This is a genomic window from Vreelandella hamiltonii (assembly GCF_014651775.1).
Lineage (GTDB): Bacteria > Pseudomonadota > Gammaproteobacteria > Pseudomonadales > Halomonadaceae > Vreelandella > Vreelandella hamiltonii.
Genome location: NZ_BMXN01000035.1, coordinates 1 through 23,360, shown reverse-complemented (window position 1 = coordinate 23,360; position 23,360 = coordinate 1). Strand labels below are relative to the sequence as shown.

Sequence of the window (23,360 nt, the reverse complement as noted above, 5' to 3'; positions counted from 1 at the left end):
CTTTTGATATTTACCCATCTGTCCTTATTTTCTCAACAATCTCCGCCAGCGCGCTTTCCGCCTGGTCATTATCGACCTGGCAGGTACCCGCATTCAGGTGGCCGCCGCCGCCGTAGCTCAAGCACAGCTCGCCCACATTGGTGTTGCTGGAGCGGTTGAGGATCGACTTGCCAATGGCCAGCACGGTGTTCTGCTGCTTGAGGCCCCACATCACATGGATCGAGATGTTGCACTCGGGGTACATGGCGTAGATCACGAAGCGGTTGGTGGCATAGATGGTCTCTTCGTTGCGCAGGTCCAGCACCACCAGATTGCCGTGTACGCTGGCGCAGCGTTCGATCTGCTGTTTGGCCAGTTGCGCGTGTTCACGGTACAGCGCGGTGCGCTCGTGGACGTCTTCCAGGGCCAGGATTTCGTCGATGGTGTGCTCACGGCAGTAATCGATCAGCTTCATCATCAACTGGTAGTTGGAAATACGGAAGTCGCGGAAGCGCCCCAGCCCCGTGCGCGCGTCCATGATGAAGTTCAGCAGCACCCAGCCTTGCGGGTCGAGAATCTCGTCGCGATCGAACTGTGCCGAATCACCTTTATCGACCGCCTCCATCATGTCGTCCCAGCGGGCGGGGAAGGCCTCGTGGCCACCGTAATATTCCCACACGACGCGTGCCGCAGAAGGGGCGTCGGCATTGATGATGTGGTTGTCGGCCCGCTCGACGTTACGCACGGTTTCGCTCAGGTGGTGATCGAAGGCCAGATGGCAGCCGGGCACATAAGGCAGGTTGGTGGTGATGTCGTTGGCATCGATCTCGATCTTGCCATCCTGCATGTCTTTGGGGTGCACGAAGGTGATCTCATCGATCAGCCCCAGATGCTTGAGCAGTGCGCCGCATACCAACCCATCAAAATCGCTGCGGGTAACCAAACGAAACGTGGATGTCTGTTGCGTAGGCATTTGTAGTCTCTTCACGGTGATCGGTATCTGAACGATACCAGCAGTGAACGCGGGTTAAAATAAACCTTTCCGCTCTTGCAACCCCGGTTACCAACGCTTCGGCGAGGCGTAGCACTGGCTAGTTAAAGTGAGCAGTGTTACAGCGGGGCGTGAGCATCAGGGGCTCATGTGTCAGAGGTAAACAATAAAAAACTAATTAAATATTATAGAAGAGACGCGTTGGCATGCAGGAATTTTTTATAAGCCACTGAAATTTAATAATTTAAAAATTTTCTGGCGCAGGCTGGCATGGGGGGTGCAATGTTCTAGGCAAGAACGGCAAGCACGAATGTCAGGACGACACGCCGCTCTTATCGATCGTGAAGATGAAACGTTGTTAGATGCGTAACACGCCGAACTGAACGAAAGAAACGCCATTAGGAGGCACGACCATGAAAAAGGAAGCTCTGAAGAAACTCGGTATTCTGGGTGTATCATTTGGCCTGGTAGCCAGCCCGCTGGCATTCGCAATGGAGGAGCATGAAGAGCACCCCACTGCGCCGCAGGAAGAAACCATGCAGGATGATCAAGGCTCATTCAACTCTTTCGATGCTGATCAAGAGCAAGGTGCCACCAACGACGGTGTGACCACCGAGTACGAAGAGGAAGAGCAAGAATTCACTTATGAAGAGGAAGAAGAAGAGCAGGATCAGTGGGAGACTGAAGAGGAAGACGATTCTGGCTGGTAATCCCACGGCCGCTTAAGGGAGTAACTTCTACTTCGGCTCAAGGATGAGCCACGCAGCGCCCCGCCAATTGCGGGGCGCTGTTGCGTTTGGGCTATCGTGTCATAGGGGCTGTCATAGGGGCGAAGCGTGGAAGGGAAATGCGCGTGGATGCGCTATGGTAAGAGACGCATCTTCACAAAATCCTTCCGCTATGACCCTGACCACGATAACAAGGACGTGCCCAACGTGTTGAATTGGAAAGAGCTTCCCCAGCTGCCTCGCGCCGAAGGGCGTATCGAAGCCATCGACCTGGCACGAGGTATCGCCATCGGGCTGATGATCGTCAGCCATGCGGTCAGTGGTTTGGTCGGCATACGTAACGTACCGGACTGGGGCATGGTCCCCGTTCACTTCATCACCAAGTTTTCATCGTCGCTGTTCATTCTGGTGTTCGGTATTGCCCTGGCGGTGGCCTTTTTGGCCCATACCCAAAGCGAGGATTGGCCAAAAAGGCGCCTGAAGCTCTGGTTACGCGCCTTGGAAGTGTGGTTCTGGTACAAGGCCCTGACCATCGTCGAGATGCTGCCTTACTACTCCCCCGCCGACATCGTCGATACTCTGCTGTATGGCCGCTTTGCCATCTGGGTCGAAATCCTCGGATTTTATGCCATTGCCCTGTTATGGGTGCCGCTGTTGCTCCCCCTGTGGGCACGAACGCCTCTGTGGGCGCGGCTCGGAGCCATTGTGGGGCTGACCGCGCTCTCGGCCTGGCTTCAAGGGCTGAGCTTCGGCGGAAACGATATTCTCAAGGCGCTGCTGGTGGATCATGAAGACCACTACACCTGGGGCCAACTGAGCCGGGCACCGCTGGTGCTGTCGGGGTTGCTGATGGGTGAGGCCTTGCTGCGCTGCTACTTCGATGTGGCGCTGCGCCGCCGTTTGGTCGGCGTATTGGTCGTGGTAGGGGCGCTGATGGTGGCCGGTTTCTACGGCCTGGCCATCAGCGCTGGAGATGTCGATGCCGCCATGCTGGCGATTGCCAACAATGCGGGCAAGCACCCGCCAGGGCTGCAATTCATGCTGTTCAGCGTGGGAGGGGCGCTAGTGCTACTGGGCCTGGCATTGGCAGGCGGCGCCATGGCAGCCAAGGTGCTGCTGCCGCTGACCGTGGTGGGCAGCGATGCCCTCAAGGCCTTCATATTTCACATCGTGATGATTTTTCTGGTGCTGCGCTTTTTGCTGGGGGCCGAAAATGTTCTCTCTTATCCACAGGTGCTCGGCGTGGGCGGGCTGTTGATTCTGGGGGCCGCCTTATGGATAGGGCTGACCCGCTGGGTGGTCCGACATAAATAGCCTGTACGAGAATAGGCAGTGCAACGGTAAGCCGTAGATGGGGAGGCAAGGTTTGAGACGTTTCAAACGCTGGTGGTTGAGTATGGTGCTGGGCGCGTTGCTGCCGATGGGGCCGGTCGTGCTGGCAGAGACTCACGGGCAGGCGCATGGTTATGAGACGAACTGGTACTACGAAGTCGACAAGCAGAGCCCTTGGCAGGGCAGCCTGGATGCCCGGATCGCGGCCATCGAAGAGGCATTCGGTGGCGAGCTGGGCGTCTACGTGCAACAGCTGACGAGCGGCGAAGCGTACTCATGGCGTGCCGATGACCCCTGGTATCTTGCGTCGTTGGTGAAAGTCCCGGTGGCCGCGGAAGTATTGGCGCAGCGCCAGGCAGGCACGCTGTCGCTGGATGAACGGATCACGCTCTCGCGCAGCGACTTCGTGGATGGCGCCGGGCCGGTCAACTGGCACGACCCTGGCACGCCCATTTCCATCCGCTACCTGCTGGAGCAGATGGTGACGGTCAGCGATAACACGGCCACGGACATGCTGATCAACCGCGTGGGGCTTGCCGACGTCAACGCCCGTGCTCGGGCCATGGTCGCGGCCAGCGGCGGGCACCCCGAGCAGTTGGGGCCCATCAGCCTGCTGGTGGGTGTGCGCCAGGGCGTGTACGGCCAGCTGCACCCGCAGGCCCGCCAGCTGGGCGGGCTCGATTTCATGGCGCTTCGCCAGCATGGGCTTGGCCAGCGCCCCGCGGCGCTGGCCCGGACGCTCGGGGTATCGCCCAGCAGTTTCGCGCAGCCAGACTACGACAGCGCCTTCGATGCCTACGAAGCCAGTGGCGAAAACGTCGGCACGCTGCGTGCCTACGGCGACCTGCTGGCCAGCCTGCACCACGGAGGCATGGACGACCTCGACCGCGAGCAGCGGCAAACCCTGCTTGAAGTCATGCAGCGCACCCGCTCTGGCGAACAGCGGCTCAAGCGTGGCATGGGCCGCGAGGTGACCTTTGCCCACAAGACCGGCACCCAGCACCGTCGCAGCTGCGATGCGGGCATCGCCACCCGCGATGGTGCACCTGCGCAGCGCTGGGTCATCGTGGCCTGTAGCCGTGGCCCGCTGGCACTGAGTGCCCACGAGCAGGCGTTGACCCGCGTAGGTGAAGCATTACACGACAGCGGCGTGATAAACTGACCCGCCGTTTTGGGTTGAACCGTTATCAGGTTGAATATTAAGGAGTTGACCATGGCCCGCGCTAGCGCACGTCATATTCTGGTAAGCAGTGAAGAGCAGTGCAACGCACTGAAACAAGAGATCGAAAACGGCCGTGACTTTGCCGACGTGGCCAAGCAGCACTCCAGCTGCCCCTCTGGCCGTCAGGGCGGCGACCTGGGCAGCTTTGGCCCCGGCCAGATGGTGCCTGAATTCGACAAGGTGGTGTTCAGCGGTGAGTTGAATACCGTGCATGGCCCGGTACAGACCCAGTTTGGCTACCACCTGCTCGAAATCACCAGCCGCAGCTAAGGGCGCCCAGCGCCCGTAAAGCACCGCGGCGTTCCCGCCGCGGTGTGAGGAGCACGCCTTGAACGACCCAATCATTGCCATCGAAGGCCTGAACAAAACCTACTCAGGAGGCTTTCAAGCGCTTAGCCGTGTCGATCTGACCATCGCGCGCGGTGAAATCTTTGCCTTGTTGGGCCCCAACGGCGCCGGCAAGACCACCTTGATCAGCGTGGTGTGCGGGCTGGTGAATCCCAGTGAAGGCCGTGTGTTGGTGGATGGCTTCGATAGCGTTCGGCACTATCGGCAAGCCCGCGAGCGTATCGGCCTGGTGCCCCAGGAACTCACCAACGAAGCCTTCGAAACCGTCTGGAACACCGTCAGCTTTAGCCGAGGCCTGTTCGGCAAGGCGCCGAACCCGGCGCATATCGAAAAGGTGCTCAAGTCACTCGCCCTCTGGGACAAGCGCCATAATCGGCTGATGACCCTCTCGGGGGGCATGAAGCGCCGCGTGCTGATTGCCAAGGCGCTGTCTCACGAGCCGCGTATTCTCTTTCTGGATGAGCCCACCGCAGGCGTCGATGTCGAGCTGCGGCGCGACATGTGGCAAGTGGTACGCGGGCTGCGCGATGACGGCGTCACGATCATCCTCACCACCCACTACATCGAAGAAGCCGAAGAGATGGCCGACCGCATCGGGGTCATCAATCGTGGTCAGATCGTGCTGGTGGAAGAGAAAGCCGCGCTGATGAAAAAGCTCGGCAGCAAGCAGCTGACCCTGCACTTGCACACTCCCTTGCAAGCGCTGCCGGAAGCACTGGCCAATGAAGCACTGAGCCTGGCGGCCGACGGGCACGAGCTGGTGTACACCTACGATGGTCGCCAGGAAGAGCATCAGGCCGAGGGGCGCAGCATTTCGTCACTGCTGGCGCAGCTGGAAAAAGAGGGCATTACCTACAAGGACCTGCACACTCGGCAGAGCTCTCTGGAGGACATCTTCGTGGATCTGGTCAAGGAGCGCGCATGAACCTCTATCCCATTCGGGCCATCTACATGGCAGAAATGGCGCGTACTCGGCGAACCCTGCTCCAGAGCATCGTCTCGCCGGTCATCTCCACGTCGCTCTACTTCGTGGTCTTCGGGGCTGCGATTGGTTCGCGCATCAGCGAGATCGGCGGGGTGAGCTATGGTGCCTTCATCGTACCGGGCCTGATCATGCTGATGCTGCTCACCCAGAGCGTCTCCAACGCCTCCTTCGGCATCTTCTTTCCCAAATTCTCCGGCAGTATTTACGAGATATTGTCGGCCCCAGTGTCGTATCTGGAAATCGTCATCGGCTACGTGGGGGCGGCGGCCTCCAAATCGATTCTGCTGGGCTTGATCATCCTGGCCACCTCGGGCTTGTTCGTGCCGCTGGAGATTGCCCATCCCTTCTGGATGCTCACCTTCCTGGTGCTCACCGCCGTCACGTTCAGCCTGCTGGGGTTCATCATCGGTATCTGGGCCGACGGGTTCGATAAACTGCAGCTGGTGCCGCTGCTGGTGATTACGCCGCTGACGTTTCTGGGCGGCAGCTTCTACTCCATCGATATGCTGCCTCCGTTCTGGCAAACCGTGACCTTGGCCAACCCCGTGGTGTACCTGGTGAGCGGATTTCGCTGGAGCTTTTATGGCATCAGTGATGTCAGTGTGGGCGCCAGTATTGCGATGATCCTGTTCTTTTTAGCCGTCAGCCTGGCCACCATTGCCTGGATTTTCCGCACCGGATACCGGCTGAAGCCCTGACGTTTCACGTTTTTCTGCAAAGGTAACGCCTGCTTATGCCGCTACTGCAAAGTGCCGTGCACCGCCTGGAGCCCTCGTTGGATGGCGAGCGCCTGACCGTGACGCCGCCCCCGGCACCCGCCGAGGCCGACAACCCCGTCATGGCCAGCCTGGTCAACACCCTCAACGATACCTACAACACCAAGGCCAAGGGGTGGGGGCGGTTTGCCGAGCAGGGGGAGCAGGCCGGGCCTCTGGTGGCCTGGCTGAGCGCCTATCTGGCGGCCGACCCTTCGGGCACCGAACAAGGTTTTGCCGAGCTGGCCAACGCCCTGGCCGAGCGCCTTGCGCAAACGCTGCAGGAGCAGCTGTCGGTCAGTGGTTATCTGGTGACGGCGCACCTTCGTCAGGGGGATACGGATACCCTGTTCTTCGGCTTGATCCATCAGCGGGAAGGGATCGGCTTCAATGAGGCCCATCAGGCCGTGCCAGCCGCTCAGTTGAACGCCAGCCAGCTGACGCTGGCGGCCCGGGTGAACCTCACCCAGTGGCAACGGGCGGATGCCACGACGCAGTACGTCTCGTTCCTCAAGGACCGTGGTGCCAAAAAGCTCTCCGATGGGCTGGTGGCGCTGCTGGGCATGGAAGAGGGCATCGATGCCCCGGCAGAAACCCGCACCCTGCTCAAGGCCTTCAGCGACTACGTCGAAAAAGAAGACCTGGACGACGACGCCAGCCGTGAAAAAACCGACACCCTGGTGGATTACGCCAACGAGCAGCTGCGCCGTGGCGAACCCATGACGCTGGAAGCGCTTTCCGAGCTGGTGGACGAGAAGCAGCCACAGGCGTTTTACGACCATATCCGCAACGCCGATTACGGCCTCTCTCCGGAGATTCCGCCGGACAAGCGCACCATCAACCAGTTCCGCCGGTTTACCGGCCGAGCGGGTGGGGTGTCGATCAGCTTCGATTCGCACCTGCTGGGTTCCAGCATCGAGTACGATGCCGCGCAGGACCGTCTTATCATCAAGCAGGTGCCCAAACAGCTCAAAGAGCAGTTGGCCAAACGCAAGGAGTAATTGCCGTGCTGGACGCGATTCAAAGCTTCTTTCAGCGGACGCTGTCGGCCCCGGAGCAGCGCGACGATCAGGCCCTGACCCTGGAACTCGCCTGTGCTGCGCTATTATGCGAAGTGATGCGGGCCGACTATGAACAGAGCGAGGCCGAGCGCGCCGCCATGCAGCGCATGCTGATGACGCGCTATCGCCTCGATGAGCAGGCAGTGGCCGAACTGATGCGCCTGGCGGAGGCAGAAGTGGACGACGCCGTGGACCACTACCAGTTCATCAGCTTGATCAAACAGCACTACGGCTATGAGCAGCGCCTGGAAGTAGTGGCCATGATGTGGCAGGTGGCCTGGGCCGATGGCGCGCTGGACCCGCTGGAAGAGCACCGCATTCGCCGCCTGGCCGACCTCCTGCACGTCAGCCACAGTGATTTTATCCGCAGCAAATTGGGCAACTCTCCAACGTAGCCGATTACGGTTCGGCGGCCTCGCCTTCCTCCAACAGGCCCGCCACCAGCCCATTCAACTGCTGCTGGAACTGGCCGCCGGGGGAGGGCCGCCGAGAGCAGATGGCTCGTACCCGTAGAGTAGAGCATGCGCCCGCTGGGGGTGTCGACGAACGGGCGGCTAAGCGCATCGTTGACCCGTGGGTCGGCATTGCTGGGCAGGCTGTTCACGAAATTACGCAAACATCAAAAAAGGCTGCTACGCTAGAAGGGCCTGTTAAGGGAGAAGCAACCCTTTGATTTTCATGAAACGCTAAAGCAAGGAGTGCCGTTATGCGTAGCATTATCTATATCGTGGGTCTGGTTGTCGTGGTGTTGTTCATCCTTTCGCTGCTGGGCTTACGTTAAGCAGCCTGGGGCCACCATCCCCGTTAGCACGCCAAGCGCCCGCTTCCCCCAGCGGGCGTTTTTTTAAGTTCTTCGCATTCTGGCGTGACAGCGAAGCAACCCCCGGCAAAGTGCCATGAACATCAGCACGTCATGGATTCGTTGGGCGACTGCCTGGGCAAGCACTGGTGCCGCCATCATCGCGGGCTAAAGCCCTCCTCCCACAACAGCAAAGTGGCGGGAGTGAGGCCAGTGGATTCAGGATAGCTTGAGTAGCCACTTTAGCCTGCCTGTGGGAGGCCAATTCATTGGGCGACTGCTTGGGCAAGCACCGGTGCCGCCATCATCGCGGGCTAAAGCCCCCCTCCCACAACAGCAAAGTGGCGGGAGTGAGGCCAGTGGATTCAGGATAGCTTGAGTAGCCACTCCAGCTTGCCTGTGGGAGGCCAATTCATTGGGCGACTGCCTGGGCAAGCACCGGTGCCGCCATCATCGCGGGCTAAAGCCCTCCTCCCACAACAGCAAAGTGGCGGGAGTGAGGCCAGTGGATTCAGGATAGCTTGAGTAGCCACTTTAGCCTGCCTGTGGGAGGCCAATTCATTGGGCGACTGCTTGGGCAAGCACCGGTGCCGCCATCATCGCGGGCTAAAGCCCCCCTCCCGCCGGGTCATTGCCCAACTCACTTGTGGGAGGCCAATTGATTCACGCCAGAATGCGATGAACCTTTTTTATGCGCAGTCGGCGGCGCCTTGGCCAAACATATCGAACATCAGCTCGCGGCCCATGCCCGTCAACACCCAGCGGCCATAGCTGTTGTAGGTGGCGGCACCGCTCTCTTCCAACACCTGCTGACACATGCCCCAGCCAGTTTGCTGCTGGCGCAGCGTGTTCAGCTCATGGCGGGACAATCCGCGTTGCGACAAGGTGATGGTTTCAAGGACGTGGCCGCTTTCGTAAAGCAGCTCGGCAGCACGGGAAAGGCAGTGGCGCAGGCTGCGTTGCAAATGAAAGGCAGCGCTGGAGGCCTGAGATAACGCTTCTGCGGGCATGGATGACTCCTGCAATCGCACGGAAAAAGGATGTGCTGCGGTGCATTATAAATGAGCCGAGATGTTAGACCAAGGTCTATGTTGAGCCATGAGGGGCGCGCAGGGTGGTTGCCACATGTCTGCAACGTAAAGCCCGTAGATTTCACTTGTGAGCCGCTGAAATTCGCCTTTGCCAACACAATGCGCTCAGCAAGAAAATAATGAAAAATTGGATGAACCCTAAAGACTGGGGTTAAATGGCCGAAGGTTATTAGTAATACAGCACACTGTTAAACGATTCATTGGCGTCGGAGCACATAGCGAGGCGTATAAACTAAAGGACATTAGCGTATGGCTTCCATTTCATCACTGGGTATCGGTTCAGGGCTTGATCTCAACGGCTTGCTAGACCAACTGCAAGAAGCCGAGCGGGGCAAGCTGCAGCCCATCGAGCGGCAACTGGAAACCCAGCAGACCAAAATTTCCGCCTACGGCCAGCTGCAAAGCGCCATGTCTCAGTTTCAAACGGCGGCGGCGGCGCTCAACGACAGCGCCCTGTACGAAAGCCTGTCAACCAACGTTGGTGGCAGCGCCATTACGGCCGCCGCTAATAGTGAAGCCCAGCCAGGCGCTTACAACGTCACTGTCGACCAGCTCGCGACCGCAGGCACGCTGGCCACCACCTCCGTGCCGGATGCCACGGTAGCCCTGACCGCAGAAGACACCTCTCTGACTCTGACCTTCGCCGGCCAGGACGATGTCGACGTGGCCATCAGCGCCAATAGCACGCTGGAAGACGTGCGCGATGCCATCAATGCCCAGCAAGACAGCGGCGTCTCCGCGTCGATTATTTTCGACGGTGAAGCGTACCGCCTGGCGTTAAGTTCTACCCAAACAGGGGCCGCAGCTTCCATTGAAGGTGTGACCTTTGGCACCGCCTTCGGCAGTGAGCTGGCGACCGATGTGGTACAAGCTGGCCAAAATGCCGTACTCAATGTCAACGGCGTTGAGATCACCAGCCCCACTAATCAAGTGGAAGGCGCCATTCAAGGGGTCACGCTCAACCTGCAAGAAGAAGGCACCAGCACCGTTGCCGTAGAACAAGACACCCGCGCCGTTCGAGAGGCAATCACCAGCTTCGTAGACGCCTACAACGACCTGAAAGGAACCATTGGTGAACTCGGCTTTAATGCCGAAACGGGCGTTGCTGGCGAATTGACCGGCGATAGCGCCATGCGCACAGTCGAATCGCGCTTACGCAGCGTGTTAAGCGGTGGCATGGAAGGCGAGTTCTCCATGCTGAGCGATATTGGCATTACCCTTCAGCGCGATGGCACTTTGGCCGTCGATAGCGACAAGTTAGATGATGCCATTGCCAACAACCAGGAGGCGCTTTCCACCTTCTTTGCAGGCGACGCCAGCGACGCGGGCATGGCCGGTCAAATCAACCAGACGCTAACGCAGCTGTTGGGCACCAATGGCGCGGTCTCGGGGGCCATCAGCGGGGCTGAAAACCGCGTAGAATCCCTGGGCGAACGCTATGTGCGCATGGAACAGTCAATCGAGCAAACCATTGCCCGTTACCGCACTCAATTTGGCCAATTGGATGGCATGATTGCCCAAATGAACCAGACCAGCGACTACCTGACCCAGCAGTTCGATGCGCTGGACGCCCAACTGGGCCGCCGCTAAGCGCTCACCCGCCTTACCCCACGCCTGCTGGAAACAGCAGGCGTTTTTGTGACTGACATATTCTATGACGGGCAAGTAAAGCTTAAAAAACACTTACCCTATTCAAGTTTTCCGCTGATGCGCCGATAATGACGTTACATTTGATCGCTCTGTTTATTTCCCTTCAGGAGCGACGACACAAGCGCGTTCATTGCGCATGGGTTTAGCCTTTTGCACCGAGGAATGACGGTATGGCGACAATAACCTCTCTAGGCGTTGGCTCTGGTCTGGATCTCACCGGCTTGCTGGATCAGCTACAGGCTGCGGAACGCGGCAAGCTCGTGCCCATTACCCGCCAAAAAGAGCAGCAGCAGGCCAAAATTTCGGCTTTCGGCCAGCTGCAAACGTCGCTGAACGGTTTTCAGGATGCGCTGGCTAAAATCAACGACCCCAAGCTCTACCAAAGCCTTTCCGCCAACGTGCGGGGCGATGCCATTAAAGCCACCACCACCGCCAGCGCGCTGCCCGGCAGCTACCGGGTAGAGGTATCTCAGCTGGCCACCTCTGGCACCTTGGCATCTAACCGCATCACGGGTGAAAAAAACGCCGCGCTAGACCTGCAAGGGGCCACGGCCATACGGCTCAATTTTGGCGGCGCGAATTCGGTCGATATTGCCATTGCCCCCAACAGCAGCCTGGAAGCCATTCGTAACGCCATTAACGCCCACAAGGATGCCGGTGTTAACGCCACTATCATCAACGATGGGGAAGGCTACCGTCTGGCGCTCAGCTCCAAGGCCACGGGAGCAGAGGCTTCGATTGAAGGCTTCAGCTTTGTAGATACCAGCCAGGACCCCGCGGCAACGGTAGCAGGGCCCTTTAGCGAAGATGCCGACACCAAGCGTTCTGGCGAAAATGCCGCGCTAACCGTCAATGGCATTGCCATCAGCAGTGCCAAAAACCAGATTGAAGGGGCCATTCAAGGGGTTACGCTCAACCTGGCCGAGTTGAGTATTGCCGAAGGCGAAACGGCCACCAGTACCATTACCGTCGAGCGCGACACCCTCAAGCAGCGCGAAGCCATCAACGACTTCGTGAAAGCGTTCAACGACCTGAAAGGCACCATTGCCAAACTCACCAGCTTTACCGGCGACAGCGAAACCGCAGGCGAGCTGCTAGGCGACAGCACCGTGCGCACCATTGAAAGTCGCTTACGCAGCGTGTTGACCGGTGGCGTGGAAGGTGGCGAGCTAGGCACCCTGAACCAGCTAGGCATTACCCTGCAGCGCGACGGTAAGCTGGCAGTGGATGACGACAAGCTATCCGACCTGGTAGCCAATAACCCCCAGGCGCTGAGCGACTTCTTCGCGGGTGATAAAAAAGAGAACGGCCTGGCTGGCAAGCTTTCCACGACAATCGACCAAATGCTAAGCAACAATGGCGTGGTCAAGCTGGCCATTAGCGGCGCAGAAAACCGTATTAAAAGCCTGGGCGAGCGCTTCGAGCGCATGGAAAAATCCATTGAGGGCACCATTGCCCGCTACCGCACCCAGTTCAGCCAGCTGGACGCCATGATCGCCCAGATGAACAGCATGAGCAGCTACCTCACCCAACAGTTCGACGCCCTGGACTACCAGCTAGGCCGCAGGCGCTAAGCCACCCCAGACACGCCCAGCCCCCCTTTTGGGGGGCGTTTCACATCTGGAGCACACACTGCCAGCCTGAAGGCCAGCAACTGTGGGAGGCTTTAGCCCGCGACCGATTTACGAATCAGTCTGAGAGCCACTGTGGGAGGCGGCTTCAGCCCGCGACCGATTTACCCCCACCCCCAAATAGCCCCACTCCTTTAGTTACCAAAAATTACACAAATCTCTTTCCCCCTCCCTAAAGATTCCCCCTCTCGTGCCGTTAATTAATACAACGGCGCTTCATGTCGCCGAACAGCGGGCCTTAAGGCCAGTTCACACGCAAGGAGTATCACCATGTCAGTGATCAATACCAACATTACCTCCATGATTGGCCAGTCCAATCTGACCAAGTCACAAAATGCTCTGCAAACCAGCATGGAGCGCTTGAGCTCTGGCCTGCGTATCAACAGCGCCAAGGATGATGCGGCAGGTCAGGCCATCGCCAACCGCATGACCGCTCAGATCACCGGTCTGGCGCAGGCTCAGCGTAATGCCAACGATGGTATCTCAGTTGCCCAGACCGCCGAAGGTGCCCTGAACCAGGTCAACGACAACCTGCAGCGTATTCGTGAACTGAGTGTTCAGGCGGCCAACGGCACCAACAGCCAGAACGACCTGCAGTCTATTCAGGACGAGATCACCCAGCGTCTGAACGAGATCGACCGTATCTCTGCTGAAACCAATTTCAACGGCGTCAATGTTCTGGCAAAGGACAACGAGCTGAAGATCCAGGTAGGCGCCAACGACAACGAGACCATCAGCGTTAATCTGCAGGAAATCAACGCTGAAACGCTGAATCTTTCTGATTTCAACGTCAATGGTTTTGTGGGCGCAGCAGCTGACCTGAATGACGCTAGCAGTGCAACTGCTGCTGCTGCTGCAGGGATTGCTGAGGGCGCAACCTTTACAACAACTGCTGCAAGCTTTGCAACGGCAGCCGTAACTGCGTTGAATGCGACCGGCGGTGCAGCAATTGATTTCCCCAAAGGTTTCTCTGCGGGCACAGCTACTGCAGCAAGCCTTGTATCTGATGCTAACGGTAATTTCTTCATTAAGGGTACATTTGACGGTGAGACTGCTTACGTTTCAGCGAATGTGTCCGTCAACACTAATAGTGATGGTGTTGTAACTGGGCTCACTATTACTGCCGGAAGTGTTATTCCGGGCGATGGCTCCCGCTCCGACGGCCCGCTGGCAGCACTTGACTCTGCGCTGAACCAGGTCGATAGCCTGCGCTCCGAGCTTGGTGCGGTGCAGAACCGTTTTGAGGATGCCATCACCAACCTGAACACCAATGAGACCAACCTTGCTGCTGCCCGCTCGCGCATCGAAGATGCCGACTACGCGGTAGAAGTGGCCAACATGACTCGCGCTCAGATCCTGCAGCAGGCCGGTACTTCTGTGCTGGCTCAGGCCAATCAGATCCCGCAGAACGTGCTGTCTCTGCTGGGTTAAGGTTGAGCTAATAGGGAATAGGTTCTTTCCCTTTGGCACTGCCATCGAACCGGCTTCTTTCGAGGGGCCGGTTTCTTGTTTTCTGGAGGCAGCATGACGTTAGCTGAACACCAGCAGGTGATCGATTAGCTTCCGTTCGTCATCGACGATACTCAGAAGACCATCGACCGCTTCGAAGCCACCGGCATGGATGAGCAGATGCCGGAGGATTACGACAAGCTACTCGATATTCCGGATGATGCCGTGGCACAGCAGCTGGCGCAGGTGATGGCGATGCTGGGCTGCATGGCCCTGTGAAGCGTTATGAGGGGGCTGTCTCTAGCAAGGCATCGGATCCGAGTGCAGCTCACCTGCCCTTATCATGAAGCTACCGGCGTTTCTCCCCTCTTTTCGAGGCATCAAAAGGGCACGCATGGCATAGGATAGCGGATATCGCATCGCTGATACCGTGGAAGTCGCTATGTCCAAGCACCGCCCATCGAACCGCAAGTACTCTGATTCGCCTCTTCCCCTGGCTAAGGCACGTCGCCTGGCTGAGCGGCAGCCAGAAAGTAGTGAGGCTTGGCTCCAACTGGGGAGGGCTCTGCTTGCTCAGCAGGGGGGGCTGGCTGAAGCCCGCAGCGCCTTCGAACGGGTGCTGGAGCTGCAACCTGCCAGCTATACGGCTCTTGAAGGCCTTGCCCAGCTTGCCCTCAAGCAGCACCAGCCCATGCAGGCCCTTCAGTATCTGGAGCAGGCACAAGAGCTTGCGCCAGAATCAGTCACCGGTTTGAACCAGCTGGCGCGCACCTATCTGGAGCTGGCCGCTTCGGCGAAGGCGGTAGAAGCGGCGGAGCAAGCGGCAAAACTTGCGCCTGCCGATCAAGTCGTGCTGGACACCTATGGCTCAGCCCTTGCCAGCGCCTTCCGGTTCGAAGAAGCCATGCAGGTGTTCGATCGCCTGACTCGAATGGCTCCAGGGAACTTCGTGCACTGGAACAATGCCGGCAACATGCGCCGGGAGCTGGGGCTGCTGGATCAGGCATATGAGTGCTACCGGAAGGCGGCACAGCTTGCACCCCATAACCCCATTGCCTACTCCAACCATCTCACCGCTCTACACTATGATCCTGACGCTACGCGCGATCAGATCAGCGAGTTTGCCCGCAGCTGGGAGCGGCGCTTTGCCCCGCCAGCATCAGGCAAACGCCCGGAGCCTGCTAACAGGCAAGCGAATAAGCGGCTTCGCATTGGGATGCTCTCCGATGGCTTTCGCCAACACCCTGTGGGCAAGATGATCGTTCGCTGCCTGGAGCACCTGGATGCCGATCAGGCTGAGATCTACGCCTACAGCTCGAGTGAGGTGAGTGATCAGCTGACCCGGCGTCTCAAGTCGGTGGCTGCCCAGTGGCACTCGATTCGCTACCTCACCGATGATGAGCTCGACCGGCAGCTTCGCGACGACGAGCTCGATATCCTGATCGATCTCTCCGGCCATAACGCCGGTACCCGTATGCGCGTCATGGCTATGCAGCCTGCGCCGTTGCTGGTCAAGTGGGTCGGCGGGCTCATCAACACCACCGGTGTGCAGGCAATCGACTATCTGATCAGCGATAGAATCGAGACGCCTGTGGGAGAAGACGCGTACTATTCCGAAAATCTGATTCGCATGCCGGACGACTACATCGTCTTCGACCCGCCCACGCCGCTTCCCCCGGTGGCTGATCTGCCGGCCAAGCGTAACGGCTTCATCACACTCGCTTGTTTCAACAACCCGACCAAGCTCAACGGCACAACGCTAAAGCACTGGGCAAAATTGATGCATCAACTGCCTGGTTCACGCTTGTTGCTCAAGGGGCGCCCTTATACCAGCGAGGCCTTCTGCGAACGCCTCTATGCCTTGATGGAGGCGGAGGGGATCAGTCGTGACCGACTGTTGATCGAAGGCCCGGGTTCCAATTACGAGATGCTGGAAGCCTACAGCCGCGCGGATATCGCCCTGGACCCTTGGCCCTACTCCGGGGGACTGACTACCTGCGAAGCTTTCATTATGGGAGTCCCGGTCGTCACCATGACTGGCCCCACTTTTGCCGGGCGTCACAGTGCCACACACCTGATCAATGCCGGTATGCCCGAGCTGGTGACCCAGACTTGGGAGGAGTATCACTCTCGCGTGCTTGAGCTGGCCAGCGACCTGGAAAGCCTAGCTACCATTCGCCAGCACCTGCGCGAGGTGCTGCTACAGTCTCCTGTCTGTGATGGTGCAACCTATGCAAAGCATTTTACGCTTGCCATGCGTGCTATCTGGCAGCGCTACTGTGAAGGCAAAGCCCCGACAGCCCTCACTTTTGATAAGTCAGGCCAGGCCTGGTTTGAAGGTGAGCTGGAATCTGTAGAAGTCTTCTATGCCGAAAAGCTACAGCGAGCCTCTTCCGGATTTACCTGGGAGTTACCTAGCAAGATCATCACCATCGACAATAGCGCAAAGCTTATCAAGCAGGAGGGGCTTGCCAAGCTGCGTAGCCTTAACGCATTTGGCATTGTGGCTTTTGACCCGGCAAGTCGTGTAAAGAATCCTGAGCAGTATCAGGGCAGTGAAGATGTGCAAGTTTTTCCCCATGCCGCTTTAGGCGATGGGAAGCAAGCAACGCTGTATGCCTGTCTTGATCCAGAAATGAGTAGTATCCTGGAACCCTTGCCTTCGGAGCAGCAGTTTGGTGGGGCGGTACAAGCCACAAATGTATTGGCCAAGCTGCCGATCAGCACTATCGAATTGGACAGCATCGAAGGGTTGCCTAGCCTTGACTGGTTGATTTTAGATCATCTTAGCGATGCCGCAGCCATTCTTGAACATGGCCAGGATGCACTTCGCGATACGCTGCTGATTCAGGCTCGCATCGCATTTCAACCGACTCATCAGCGTCAGCCTAATCTAGCAGAAATCCAGCACTGGATGTCACGCCATGGCTTTCGTTTTTACCGACTAAATAATGAAAAGTATCTGAGCCATCTGCCTGAAAGTGTTCCTGAGGAGAAGCGGCAGGCCACTGAATTAATCTGTGCCGACGCGGTGTTTATCCCTAGCCATGAACGAGTGGCTGCATTGGCAGACGAACAGAAGATGAAGCTCGCGTTTTTGCTGCACACCATTTACGGCATCCGCGATATGAGCTACGAGCTATTAGCCGCTGTAGATGAAGACAAAGCCGAGGAGTACTTAATTGAAGAAGAGGTGGTGCATCTGCCAGAAAGCTCAGATGCTGAAGCACTAAACCTTAATCCAGAAGGTAGTAATGAGCCAGAAAAAGTAGAGCAAGAGTTCACATTGCCTGACGCACCTTTCATGTCGCCTGCAGAGCGTACGCTATTTAAAAAATGCTTAAAGCAAGCAACGCACTATTTCGAGTTTGGTGCTGGTGGTTCAACTGTATGGGCAATAAAAGAGGGGTTAACCGTAAAAGGTGTTGAGAGTGATGCTAAATGGGTCAACGCGTTAAAAGAAAAGCTGGGGGATAAGTGTCAGCTGGAAGCAGTCGATATCGGCCCAACTAAAGAGTGGGGGTTTCCTGTCTCCATGCAGCAGTCGTCTAAATTTCCTGCCTACAGTAAAGCCATTGAGCAACACCAACAAGCGTTTGACTTAATTCTTGTCGATGGTCGCTTTCGGATAGCCTGCACCATGACAGCGATCCAGCATATTTTAGAGAGCGCTGCAGTACCACAGGATGCGCGTCTGTTTATTCATGATTTTTGGAATCGACCGCAGTATCACGTAGTGCTTCAGTTTCTTGATGTGATTGAAAAATCAGAAACAGCAGGTGTCTTTAAACTCAAGCCAGAGTTAAAAACAGCAGATATTCAAAATATCTGGAATGAGTTTTCATTACAGCCTAATTAAAAGCTTTTATTTAGTTTTGCTAAAAGCAGATTAGTCAGTCTATTTGGTTGATTGATCTGCTTTTTATTGTTGGTTTACTACATTGACGTATTGTGAGAGTGGGTTGTTATATGATTGTAGTTGGTTAAAGAGTGGTGTCTTAATGGAGATTATATTTAATTTAAAACAGGAGTTTTTATGGAAGAATATGCATATCGGGTTGTTTTTGCTGGGAATTACAAGCCTATGATTTTGCCTACATACCCTAAGGGGAAAAGTTATCGAGATTGGAGAGCGGGTGTTAATAGTGGTTTTATAAATCTAACGCCGTATTTTTATGTGAACGGTCGTTGTGTGATTTTTGGTGATCATGTAAGTGGTGGGTTTTACTACTTGAGATTATTTATTTTTTAAAAGTTTGAGCTGAATTGTAAATCGAATGCAGTTTTTTGAATATTGCATTCGATTTGTTCTTTAAAATATGGGTATATAACTTTTTTAAGTGAGAAAATTACAGGATAACTTATGCAGATAACTTTATGGCAGCGGCCCGCTGGCTGAACTGGATGCTGCTCTGGCTGCTGTTGACGCTCAGCGTTCTGAGCTGGGTGCTATCCAGAACCGTTTCGAAGACGCCATCACCAACCTGAACACCAACGAGACTAACCTCGCTGCCGCTCGTTCGCGTATTGAAGATGCCGACTACGCGGTGGAAGTCGCCAATATGACCCGCGCGCAGATTCTGCAGCAGGCTGGTGCTTCCGTACTGGCACAGGCCAACCAGATTCCGCAGAACGTTCTTTCTCTGCTGGGTTAATCTGAGGCTTGGCCTTGATAGGGCGTTTTCTCTATCGCTAAGCAGCACAATGAACCGGCTCCCTATGGGAGCCGGTTTTTTGTACTCAAACGCGCAAGGTGGCAGAATTTTCTAAAGTGTTGGCCGGAACGGCCGATAATTACTACAACTTTCATGGAAGATGAGTCGTAACGTGTCAGTGATCAACACCAACCTCACCTCGCTAGTTAGCCAGCAAAGCATCGGTCGGTCCAGTACATCGCTGGCCACCAGCATGGAGAGGCTGGCCTCTGGTTTGCGTGTCAACAGCGCCAAGGATGACGCTGCAGGCTTAGCCATTGGCAATCGTATACAGGCTCAAACAACAGGTCTGCACCAGGCTGCGCGCAATGCCAATGATGGAGTTTCGCTGTCTCAAACCGCTCAGGGTGTTCTGGATAGCGTGAATGAAAAGCTCCAGCGCATTCGTGAGCTGGCGGTTCAGGCGCTCAATGGTACGTTTTCCACTCGTGATGGCGACGTCATTCAGGCTGAGATCAACTTCAACCTGCAAGAAATAGATCGCCTTGCGCAAACCGCAAGCTACAACGGTATCCCGCTGATGAACGGGCAGGCGGGCAATATTGGCCTTCAAGTGGGCGCTAATGATGCCGACCAGCTTGGGATTGATCTAAGCCCGCCAGGGTTTAGCGTTGCAGCCTTGGGTCTGGAAGGGCTGAACATCGCGGGTATTGATGGCGAAGTGACCGAGCGCAATACGCTACGCGGCGTTGCGCGAGATATTCCACTTTACGACTCTGAGACAACGCTGAGTTTTGCTGCTGGTACCGAACAACCGCTCTACTTTTCAGATAGCTTTGGCTATTACACTGGCGATGGTAGTGGTGGCTTTTCACAGGTAACGGTCACTGCTTCGCATAATACAGCCACGGATACCAGTCAGGTGTCTATCGGCTCACCGCGACCGATTTTCGCCAGTACGCTTGAAACAGAGCCAGTCTCCCTGCCTGCTCTTGCGGCTAATCAACGGCTTATTCAACAAGACGGCACTTATTACCTTGAAGAGCGCTTAGTGGATGGCAGCTTAAGTTATCGTCAAGCAGGCTTTGCGCTTAGCTATGAAGAAACGACGGTGACGGGTACGCGTCCTGACGGTTCCATTGGGCCAGTGCGTGCTTATCCTGCTGAGGCAATGTTAGAGCCTTCAAACACGGTTGAAGCGGGTGTCTATACGAACGTTGATGATCAATTTACCTTTGAGGGTGACGATTATAGTTTGGCAGGGGCGGGAAGTGTTAGCTATCTGTCGTCGTCTGGAGGCACGTTATCTTCCGCGCAGCTAGTTGAGGATAGCAGCGGCGAGCTCTATATCCGTGCCGAGATTGACGGTGAGGAGCGTTTTTTTCAGTTAGATAGTGTGCCAGCAACTGGGGGTGCGCCTGAGCAATTAGTATTGCAAGCAGCCTCCCAAGGCTTTACCGGTATCAATTTGTCTGGGGTGCCTACGCTTATAAACCCAGAAGCACCAGCGACAGATTTATCGACACTGGATGCAAGCGAAGACATAACGTTTAATGGTGATTTTACTGGATTAAGCTCCCTGGTCATCGTGCAGCGTGAGGCTGATGGGCAGTGGATGATACGCGGCCAACAGACTGATGGCAGTCAGGCATATTTTGAAGCTGACCTTAACGTAACGATTGACGCGAATGGCAATGCGGTTGCCGCGACTGCGACCGCAACACAGTCGGAGCCAGATATCCTCGGTCTCACCAGCCATGAGCGAGACCGAGTTAGCGGTTACTCTGAAATTACGATTGACCCTCGGAACGTCAGCGTCCAGTACACCGATGCAAAAGGCCAGCAGTTTGAAGATGTGCTGCGCCAAGGCGAGGACGGCAACTACTATTTTAGCTTACCCGGAGAAAGTGCTGTTATTGGTGGTTATAAAACCGCCACGTTGGTTGACCTTGAAGGTACCAACGAGGTTGTTTTAAGAACATCCAATGGCAATGCTGAAGTGCTAGTTTACTATCCAAGTAATGTTAGTAGCGGTAACAACTTCAGTATTGTAGCGTTAACCGATGCTGATGGTTTTGACGATGATGGGGTGCCTCATACGCGTCTACAAATCCGTGAAAACGGCGAAGATTTTAGGCTGCGCGTACCGCGCAACCCACTTGCTGCGCTTGATAAAGCTATTGGTATGGTCGACTCGAAACGCAGTTACTTGGGTGCTACTGAAAATCGGCTTGCTTCAGTCATTGAAAGTAACCAGCTAACCGCCACAAATTTATCTGCTGCGCAGTCACGCATTATGGACGCCGACTACGCAGTAGAAGTCGCCAACATGACCCGCGCGCAGATACTGCAGCAGGCCGGTACTTCTGTACTGGCCCAAGCCAACCAGATCCCGCAGAACGTTCTTTCTCTGCTGGGTTAATCTGAGGCTTGGCCGCAAGGCTGAAGTGGTAAGTAACGACGGGGCCGAAAGGCCCCGTTTTCTAATCATAATAGTCATTTTTAGGTATGATATATGGAAATAAGGATTAAGGTTGTGCGGAATAGTGACGACTCTGTTGTCGTCGACTGGCAGTTTGAATATCTCAAAGAGGGAGATTTGGAAGATAATATAGCCAAAGCTGCTAGTGAAGCAAGGAGAATAGTAAAAGAGCCTTTTGGATTTTCCTTTGAAGTTCGTAAAGTTTAAGTTATAGGGGTGGACCATGGCATGAAGCCAGGCGAGCACCAGCAGGTGATCGATGAGCTTCAGGGTGTCATCGACGATACCCAGCGCACCATCGACCGCTTCGAAGCCACTGGCATGGATGAGCAGATGCCGCAGGACTACGACAAGCTGCTGGATATTCTGGACGATGCCGTGAAGCAGCAGCGGGAGCATGTGATGGCGATGCTGCTGGTATGAAATTGCTTCTGGCACAAGATGGCTTCGTCGTTGCACTCCTCGCAACGGCATATGCAGGCTGCCCGTACAGAAGCATCTTACATTAGCGTGACCTCAAACCTGTCAGCCGTCACAATAGGCGTTTTAGCATGCCGAGGCCCTTCTTTGATTTCTACCAAGCCATAGTCACCCATCTTTTTAATGGTGCGGCTCAGGCTCTCCTTGCGACGCCCTGTGATTTCAGCAAGCTCTCCTATGGATTGTGGCTTGCATTGGCGAATCGTTTTAAGTAGCTCAAGGTTTTTTGTATTCAACAGGCGAGACATGGACTCCACGCTATCGAACCATACCTTGGGTTCTTCAGCAGTAGGCTGATAGAGGCCTTTGGCAATCGAGATGGTGCGCTGGCGGAATTCATCACGGTTCATGATACCAATTTTGACTGTGGTCATATTCCTTCCTCTCGAAGTATTTCATCGACCTGTTTCCAAAAATCTTCGATTAACTGAGCGGCAGAATCAAAGAAGTAATCACTAACGACGCTACGGTAGTGGCGGTGATCCCATTCATCGCGTCGTCCCGCAAATTTTCTGCGTTTAATGTTTGGTGCATGGGCGTTGTCATATCCAAGTAGCCGTGTTCCGCTTTTATGGTGCAGCGTCAGGCTGTATTTGATTCCATGGGGAATATTGGGTGTTGGGGTAACTCGCCGTACTTCAAATTTGACCCAAAAATCACCGTGAATACCGTACTGAATATCGTTTAGGGCTAATAAAGCATCTAACCCTGGATCCTCCATAAACACGCTCCTTTATCATGACTATTAATATAGTGGGGTTGTTTTCAGGTGTCAACCGCTGGGCCGTAGGCTACTGTGCAGGGCATGAGATGGCTTCGTGGTTGCATTCCACCACAAACGCTCGTCTTAGACCCGTTTACTCGCGTTGAGTCACTCAACTAACGTTCCAAGCACCGTCAGCATGTCTTGCTCGCCGTGGTTGTGTTCCAGCCCCCAAAGATTGCTGCCGCCACGTTGCGTATTTGATCCCTCCCAGTGATCCACTGACAATCACGCCTCCATCAAGAAGCAGATAGGCCAAGTGTGGTCGGTAGCGCTCAAGCCCCCTGTGGGAGGCCAATTCATTGGGCGACTGCCTGAGCAAGCACGGGTGCCGCCGTCATCGCGGGCTAAAGCCGCCTCCCACCAGGCTATTTCCCAGCGGCCGCTGGTACACTGCAGCCTCAAGCCCAGGGGGGGGGGCAGGGCAATCGAGCGACTGCCAGGGCGTTGAGCAGAAAGTCATCGGAAGGAATAAAAAAACAGGCAGAAACGACAAGGGCAGCCCCATTCGGTGGCTGCCCTTTTGTGGGCAAAGGAAGGGTATCGCTCGGTATCAGTGCTTATCTTCCCTGCGTAGCCTGGTAATCTCGTCAACCGCCAACCCGGTTGCTGTGGCTATCTGCTCGTCACTGAGCACACCCAGCTTCAACAAGTTGCGAGCGGTTTTTTCAATACCCAGCTTCTCGCCTTTCTGAATGCCCAGCTTCTCGCCTTTCTCAATACCCAGCTTCTCGCCTTTCTCAATACCCAGCTTTTCGCCAGCCTGACGACCTCTTTCTTCCCACAGCTCAGGCCACTTTTTAATTCGCTCTGCCAGCATGTCGTGTACCTCATGCAAGTTGGTGAAATCACTCACCTCAGGAAATTCAAGCCCTGGGGCTCGGTTGGGCAGGAACACTCGGTAGAACCATACGATGATCGCCCGCCGCAAGCTGGCTTGTTCTGGGCCGTTGAGCCAG

At 55.9% G+C, this 23,360-nt stretch carries 22 protein-coding genes and 1 pseudogene; 17 read left to right on the top strand and 6 right to left on the bottom strand.

Going from position 1 to position 23,360, the window contains the following annotated elements; translation table 11 throughout:
• Nucleotides 1-10 precede the first annotated feature (10 nt).
• A complete protein-coding gene (locus tag IE091_RS17465; protein ID WP_144980529.1) occupies nt 11-952 on the bottom strand; it encodes a DHH family phosphoesterase in 942 nt (313 codons plus the stop codon).
• A 431-nt stretch (nt 953-1,383) separates the two neighbouring features.
• Between IE091_RS17465 and IE091_RS17460 the strand changes: the two genes are divergently transcribed.
• The 8 genes from IE091_RS17460 (at nt 1,384) to IE091_RS17425 (ending at nt 7,796) form a co-directional block, all read left to right on the top strand.
• Complete coding sequence (locus IE091_RS17460; protein ID WP_039175189.1) at nt 1,384-1,680, top strand: hypothetical protein; 297 nt, start codon at nt 1,384-1,386, stop codon at nt 1,678-1,680.
• A 147-nt stretch (nt 1,681-1,827) separates the two neighbouring features.
• Nucleotides 1,828-3,012, top strand: a complete 1,185-nt coding sequence (locus IE091_RS17455; protein WP_229800887.1) for a heparan-alpha-glucosaminide N-acetyltransferase domain-containing protein — start codon at nt 1,828-1,830, stop codon at nt 3,010-3,012.
• Between the two features lie 106 nt (nt 3,013-3,118).
• A complete protein-coding gene (locus IE091_RS17450) occupies nt 3,119-4,192 on the top strand; it encodes a serine hydrolase (protein WP_229800888.1) in 1,074 nt (357 codons plus the stop codon).
• A 51-nt stretch (nt 4,193-4,243) separates the two neighbouring features.
• Nucleotides 4,244-4,522 (top strand): peptidylprolyl isomerase, encoded by a 279-nt coding sequence (locus tag IE091_RS17445; RefSeq protein ID WP_039175191.1) that lies wholly within the window; start codon nt 4,244-4,246, stop codon nt 4,520-4,522.
• Nucleotides 4,523-4,580: 58 nt separating this feature from the next.
• A complete protein-coding gene (locus tag IE091_RS17440) occupies nt 4,581-5,525 on the top strand; it encodes an ABC transporter ATP-binding protein (protein ID WP_039175192.1) in 945 nt (314 codons plus the stop codon).
• Entirely contained in the window at nt 5,522-6,283 is a 762-nt protein-coding gene (locus tag IE091_RS17435) for an ABC transporter permease (protein ID WP_016915096.1), read from the top strand. The genes IE091_RS17440 and IE091_RS17435 overlap by 4 nt, the downstream gene beginning before the upstream one ends.
• A gap of 35 nt (nt 6,284-6,318) precedes the next feature.
• Entirely contained in the window at nt 6,319-7,341 is a 1,023-nt protein-coding gene (locus tag IE091_RS17430) for a nucleoid-associated protein (RefSeq protein WP_016915095.1), read from the top strand.
• 5 nt (nt 7,342-7,346) lie between these two features.
• A complete protein-coding gene (locus IE091_RS17425) occupies nt 7,347-7,796 on the top strand; it encodes a tellurite resistance TerB family protein (RefSeq protein ID WP_016915094.1) in 450 nt (149 codons plus the stop codon).
• Between the two features lie 4 nt (nt 7,797-7,800).
• On the opposite strand, the gene IE091_RS17420 is transcribed toward IE091_RS17425, so the two are convergent.
• Entirely contained in the window at nt 7,801-7,965 is a 165-nt protein-coding gene (locus IE091_RS17420) for a hypothetical protein (protein ID WP_189464235.1), read from the bottom strand.
• A gap of 924 nt (nt 7,966-8,889) precedes the next feature.
• Nucleotides 8,890-9,210 carry a hypothetical protein gene (locus IE091_RS17415; protein ID WP_189464234.1) on the bottom strand — a complete coding sequence of 107 codons (321 nt, stop codon included), beginning with the start codon at nt 9,208-9,210 and terminating at the stop codon, nt 8,890-8,892.
• Between the two features lie 330 nt (nt 9,211-9,540).
• Between IE091_RS17415 and fliD (IE091_RS17410) the strand changes: the two genes are divergently transcribed.
• The 9 genes and pseudogenes from fliD (IE091_RS17410) to IE091_RS17365 all read left to right on the top strand — a co-directional run bounded on the left by fliD (IE091_RS17410) (nt 9,541) and on the right by IE091_RS17365 (nt 21,581).
• Nucleotides 9,541-10,881 carry a flagellar filament capping protein FliD gene (gene fliD, locus IE091_RS17410; protein WP_189464233.1) on the top strand — a complete coding sequence of 447 codons (1,341 nt, stop codon included), beginning with the start codon at nt 9,541-9,543 and terminating at the stop codon, nt 10,879-10,881.
• A gap of 230 nt (nt 10,882-11,111) precedes the next feature.
• Nucleotides 11,112-12,515 carry a flagellar filament capping protein FliD gene (fliD, locus tag IE091_RS17405; protein ID WP_189464232.1) on the top strand — a complete coding sequence of 468 codons (1,404 nt, stop codon included), beginning with the start codon at nt 11,112-11,114 and terminating at the stop codon, nt 12,513-12,515.
• Nucleotides 12,516-12,842: 327 nt separating this feature from the next.
• The gene (locus IE091_RS17400; RefSeq protein WP_189464231.1) at nt 12,843-14,003 is read left to right on the top strand and encodes a FliC/FljB family flagellin; all 1,161 of its coding nucleotides are present in this window, start codon (nt 12,843-12,845) and stop codon (nt 14,001-14,003) included.
• Between the two features lie 460 nt (nt 14,004-14,463).
• Nucleotides 14,464-17,880: an O-linked N-acetylglucosamine transferase, SPINDLY family protein gene (locus IE091_RS17390; protein WP_189464230.1), complete on the top strand. Its 3,417-nt coding sequence runs from the start codon at nt 14,464-14,466 to the stop codon at nt 17,878-17,880.
• Nucleotides 17,881-18,057: 177 nt separating this feature from the next.
• Entirely contained in the window at nt 18,058-18,273 is a 216-nt protein-coding gene (locus IE091_RS17385) for a hypothetical protein (RefSeq protein ID WP_189464229.1), read from the top strand.
• Nucleotides 18,274-18,409: 136 nt separating this feature from the next.
• Nucleotides 18,410-18,676: pseudogene (locus IE091_RS17380) on the top strand (flagellin); the annotation flags it as partial.
• 172 nt (nt 18,677-18,848) lie between these two features.
• Nucleotides 18,849-21,098, top strand: coding sequence for a flagellin N-terminal helical domain-containing protein (locus tag IE091_RS18625; protein ID WP_189464228.1), 2,250 nt, complete (start codon nt 18,849-18,851; stop codon nt 21,096-21,098).
• 93 nt (nt 21,099-21,191) lie between these two features.
• A complete protein-coding gene (locus tag IE091_RS17370; protein WP_189464227.1) occupies nt 21,192-21,365 on the top strand; it encodes a hypothetical protein in 174 nt (57 codons plus the stop codon).
• 21 nt (nt 21,366-21,386) lie between these two features.
• Nucleotides 21,387-21,581, top strand: coding sequence for a hypothetical protein (locus IE091_RS17365; RefSeq protein ID WP_189464226.1), 195 nt, complete (start codon nt 21,387-21,389; stop codon nt 21,579-21,581).
• A 77-nt stretch (nt 21,582-21,658) separates the two neighbouring features.
• On the opposite strand, the gene IE091_RS17360 is transcribed toward IE091_RS17365, so the two are convergent.
• From IE091_RS17360 to IE091_RS17350, 3 genes are all read right to left on the bottom strand, one after another.
• A complete protein-coding gene (locus IE091_RS17360) occupies nt 21,659-22,012 on the bottom strand; it encodes an HVO_A0114 family putative DNA-binding protein (protein WP_189464225.1) in 354 nt (117 codons plus the stop codon).
• Nucleotides 22,009-22,359, bottom strand: coding sequence for a toxin-antitoxin system TumE family protein (locus tag IE091_RS17355; protein ID WP_081136769.1), 351 nt, complete (start codon nt 22,357-22,359; stop codon nt 22,009-22,011). Before IE091_RS17355 ends, IE091_RS17360 begins: the two co-directional genes overlap by 4 nt.
• A gap of 595 nt (nt 22,360-22,954) precedes the next feature.
• Nucleotides 22,955-23,360: RpnC/YadD family protein (locus IE091_RS17350; RefSeq protein ID WP_479694289.1), on the bottom strand; the 406-nt coding region annotated here is incomplete at its 5' end.

Coding starts and splice junctions, on each gene's coding strand:
- IE091_RS17465 (WP_144980529.1), bottom strand. CDS start 952: ATGCCTACGCAACAGACATCCACGTTTCGTTTGGTTACCCGCAGCGAT.
- IE091_RS17460 (WP_039175189.1), top strand. CDS start 1,384: ATGAAAAAGGAAGCTCTGAAGAAACTCGGTATTCTGGGTGTATCATTT.
- IE091_RS17455 (WP_229800887.1), top strand. CDS start 1,828: ATGCGCTATGGTAAGAGACGCATCTTCACAAAATCCTTCCGCTATGAC.
- IE091_RS17450 (WP_229800888.1), top strand. CDS start 3,119: ATGGGGCCGGTCGTGCTGGCAGAGACTCACGGGCAGGCGCATGGTTAT.
- IE091_RS17445 (WP_039175191.1), top strand. CDS start 4,244: ATGGCCCGCGCTAGCGCACGTCATATTCTGGTAAGCAGTGAAGAGCAG.
- IE091_RS17435 (WP_016915096.1), top strand. CDS start 5,522: ATGAACCTCTATCCCATTCGGGCCATCTACATGGCAGAAATGGCGCGT.
- IE091_RS17430 (WP_016915095.1), top strand. CDS start 6,319: ATGCCGCTACTGCAAAGTGCCGTGCACCGCCTGGAGCCCTCGTTGGAT.
- IE091_RS17420 (WP_189464235.1), bottom strand. CDS start 7,965: ATGCGCTTAGCCGCCCGTTCGTCGACACCCCCAGCGGGCGCATGCTCT.
- IE091_RS17415 (WP_189464234.1), bottom strand. CDS start 9,210: ATGCCCGCAGAAGCGTTATCTCAGGCCTCCAGCGCTGCCTTTCATTTG.
- fliD (WP_189464233.1), top strand. CDS start 9,541: ATGGCTTCCATTTCATCACTGGGTATCGGTTCAGGGCTTGATCTCAAC.
- fliD (WP_189464232.1), top strand. CDS start 11,112: ATGGCGACAATAACCTCTCTAGGCGTTGGCTCTGGTCTGGATCTCACC.
- IE091_RS17400 (WP_189464231.1), top strand. CDS start 12,843: ATGTCAGTGATCAATACCAACATTACCTCCATGATTGGCCAGTCCAAT.
- IE091_RS17390 (WP_189464230.1), top strand. CDS start 14,464: ATGTCCAAGCACCGCCCATCGAACCGCAAGTACTCTGATTCGCCTCTT.
- IE091_RS17385 (WP_189464229.1), top strand. CDS start 18,058: ATGGAAGAATATGCATATCGGGTTGTTTTTGCTGGGAATTACAAGCCT.
- IE091_RS17370 (WP_189464227.1), top strand. CDS start 21,192: ATGGAAATAAGGATTAAGGTTGTGCGGAATAGTGACGACTCTGTTGTC.
- IE091_RS17365 (WP_189464226.1), top strand. CDS start 21,387: ATGAAGCCAGGCGAGCACCAGCAGGTGATCGATGAGCTTCAGGGTGTC.
- IE091_RS17360 (WP_189464225.1), bottom strand. CDS start 22,012: ATGACCACAGTCAAAATTGGTATCATGAACCGTGATGAATTCCGCCAG.
- IE091_RS17355 (WP_081136769.1), bottom strand. CDS start 22,359: ATGGAGGATCCAGGGTTAGATGCTTTATTAGCCCTAAACGATATTCAG.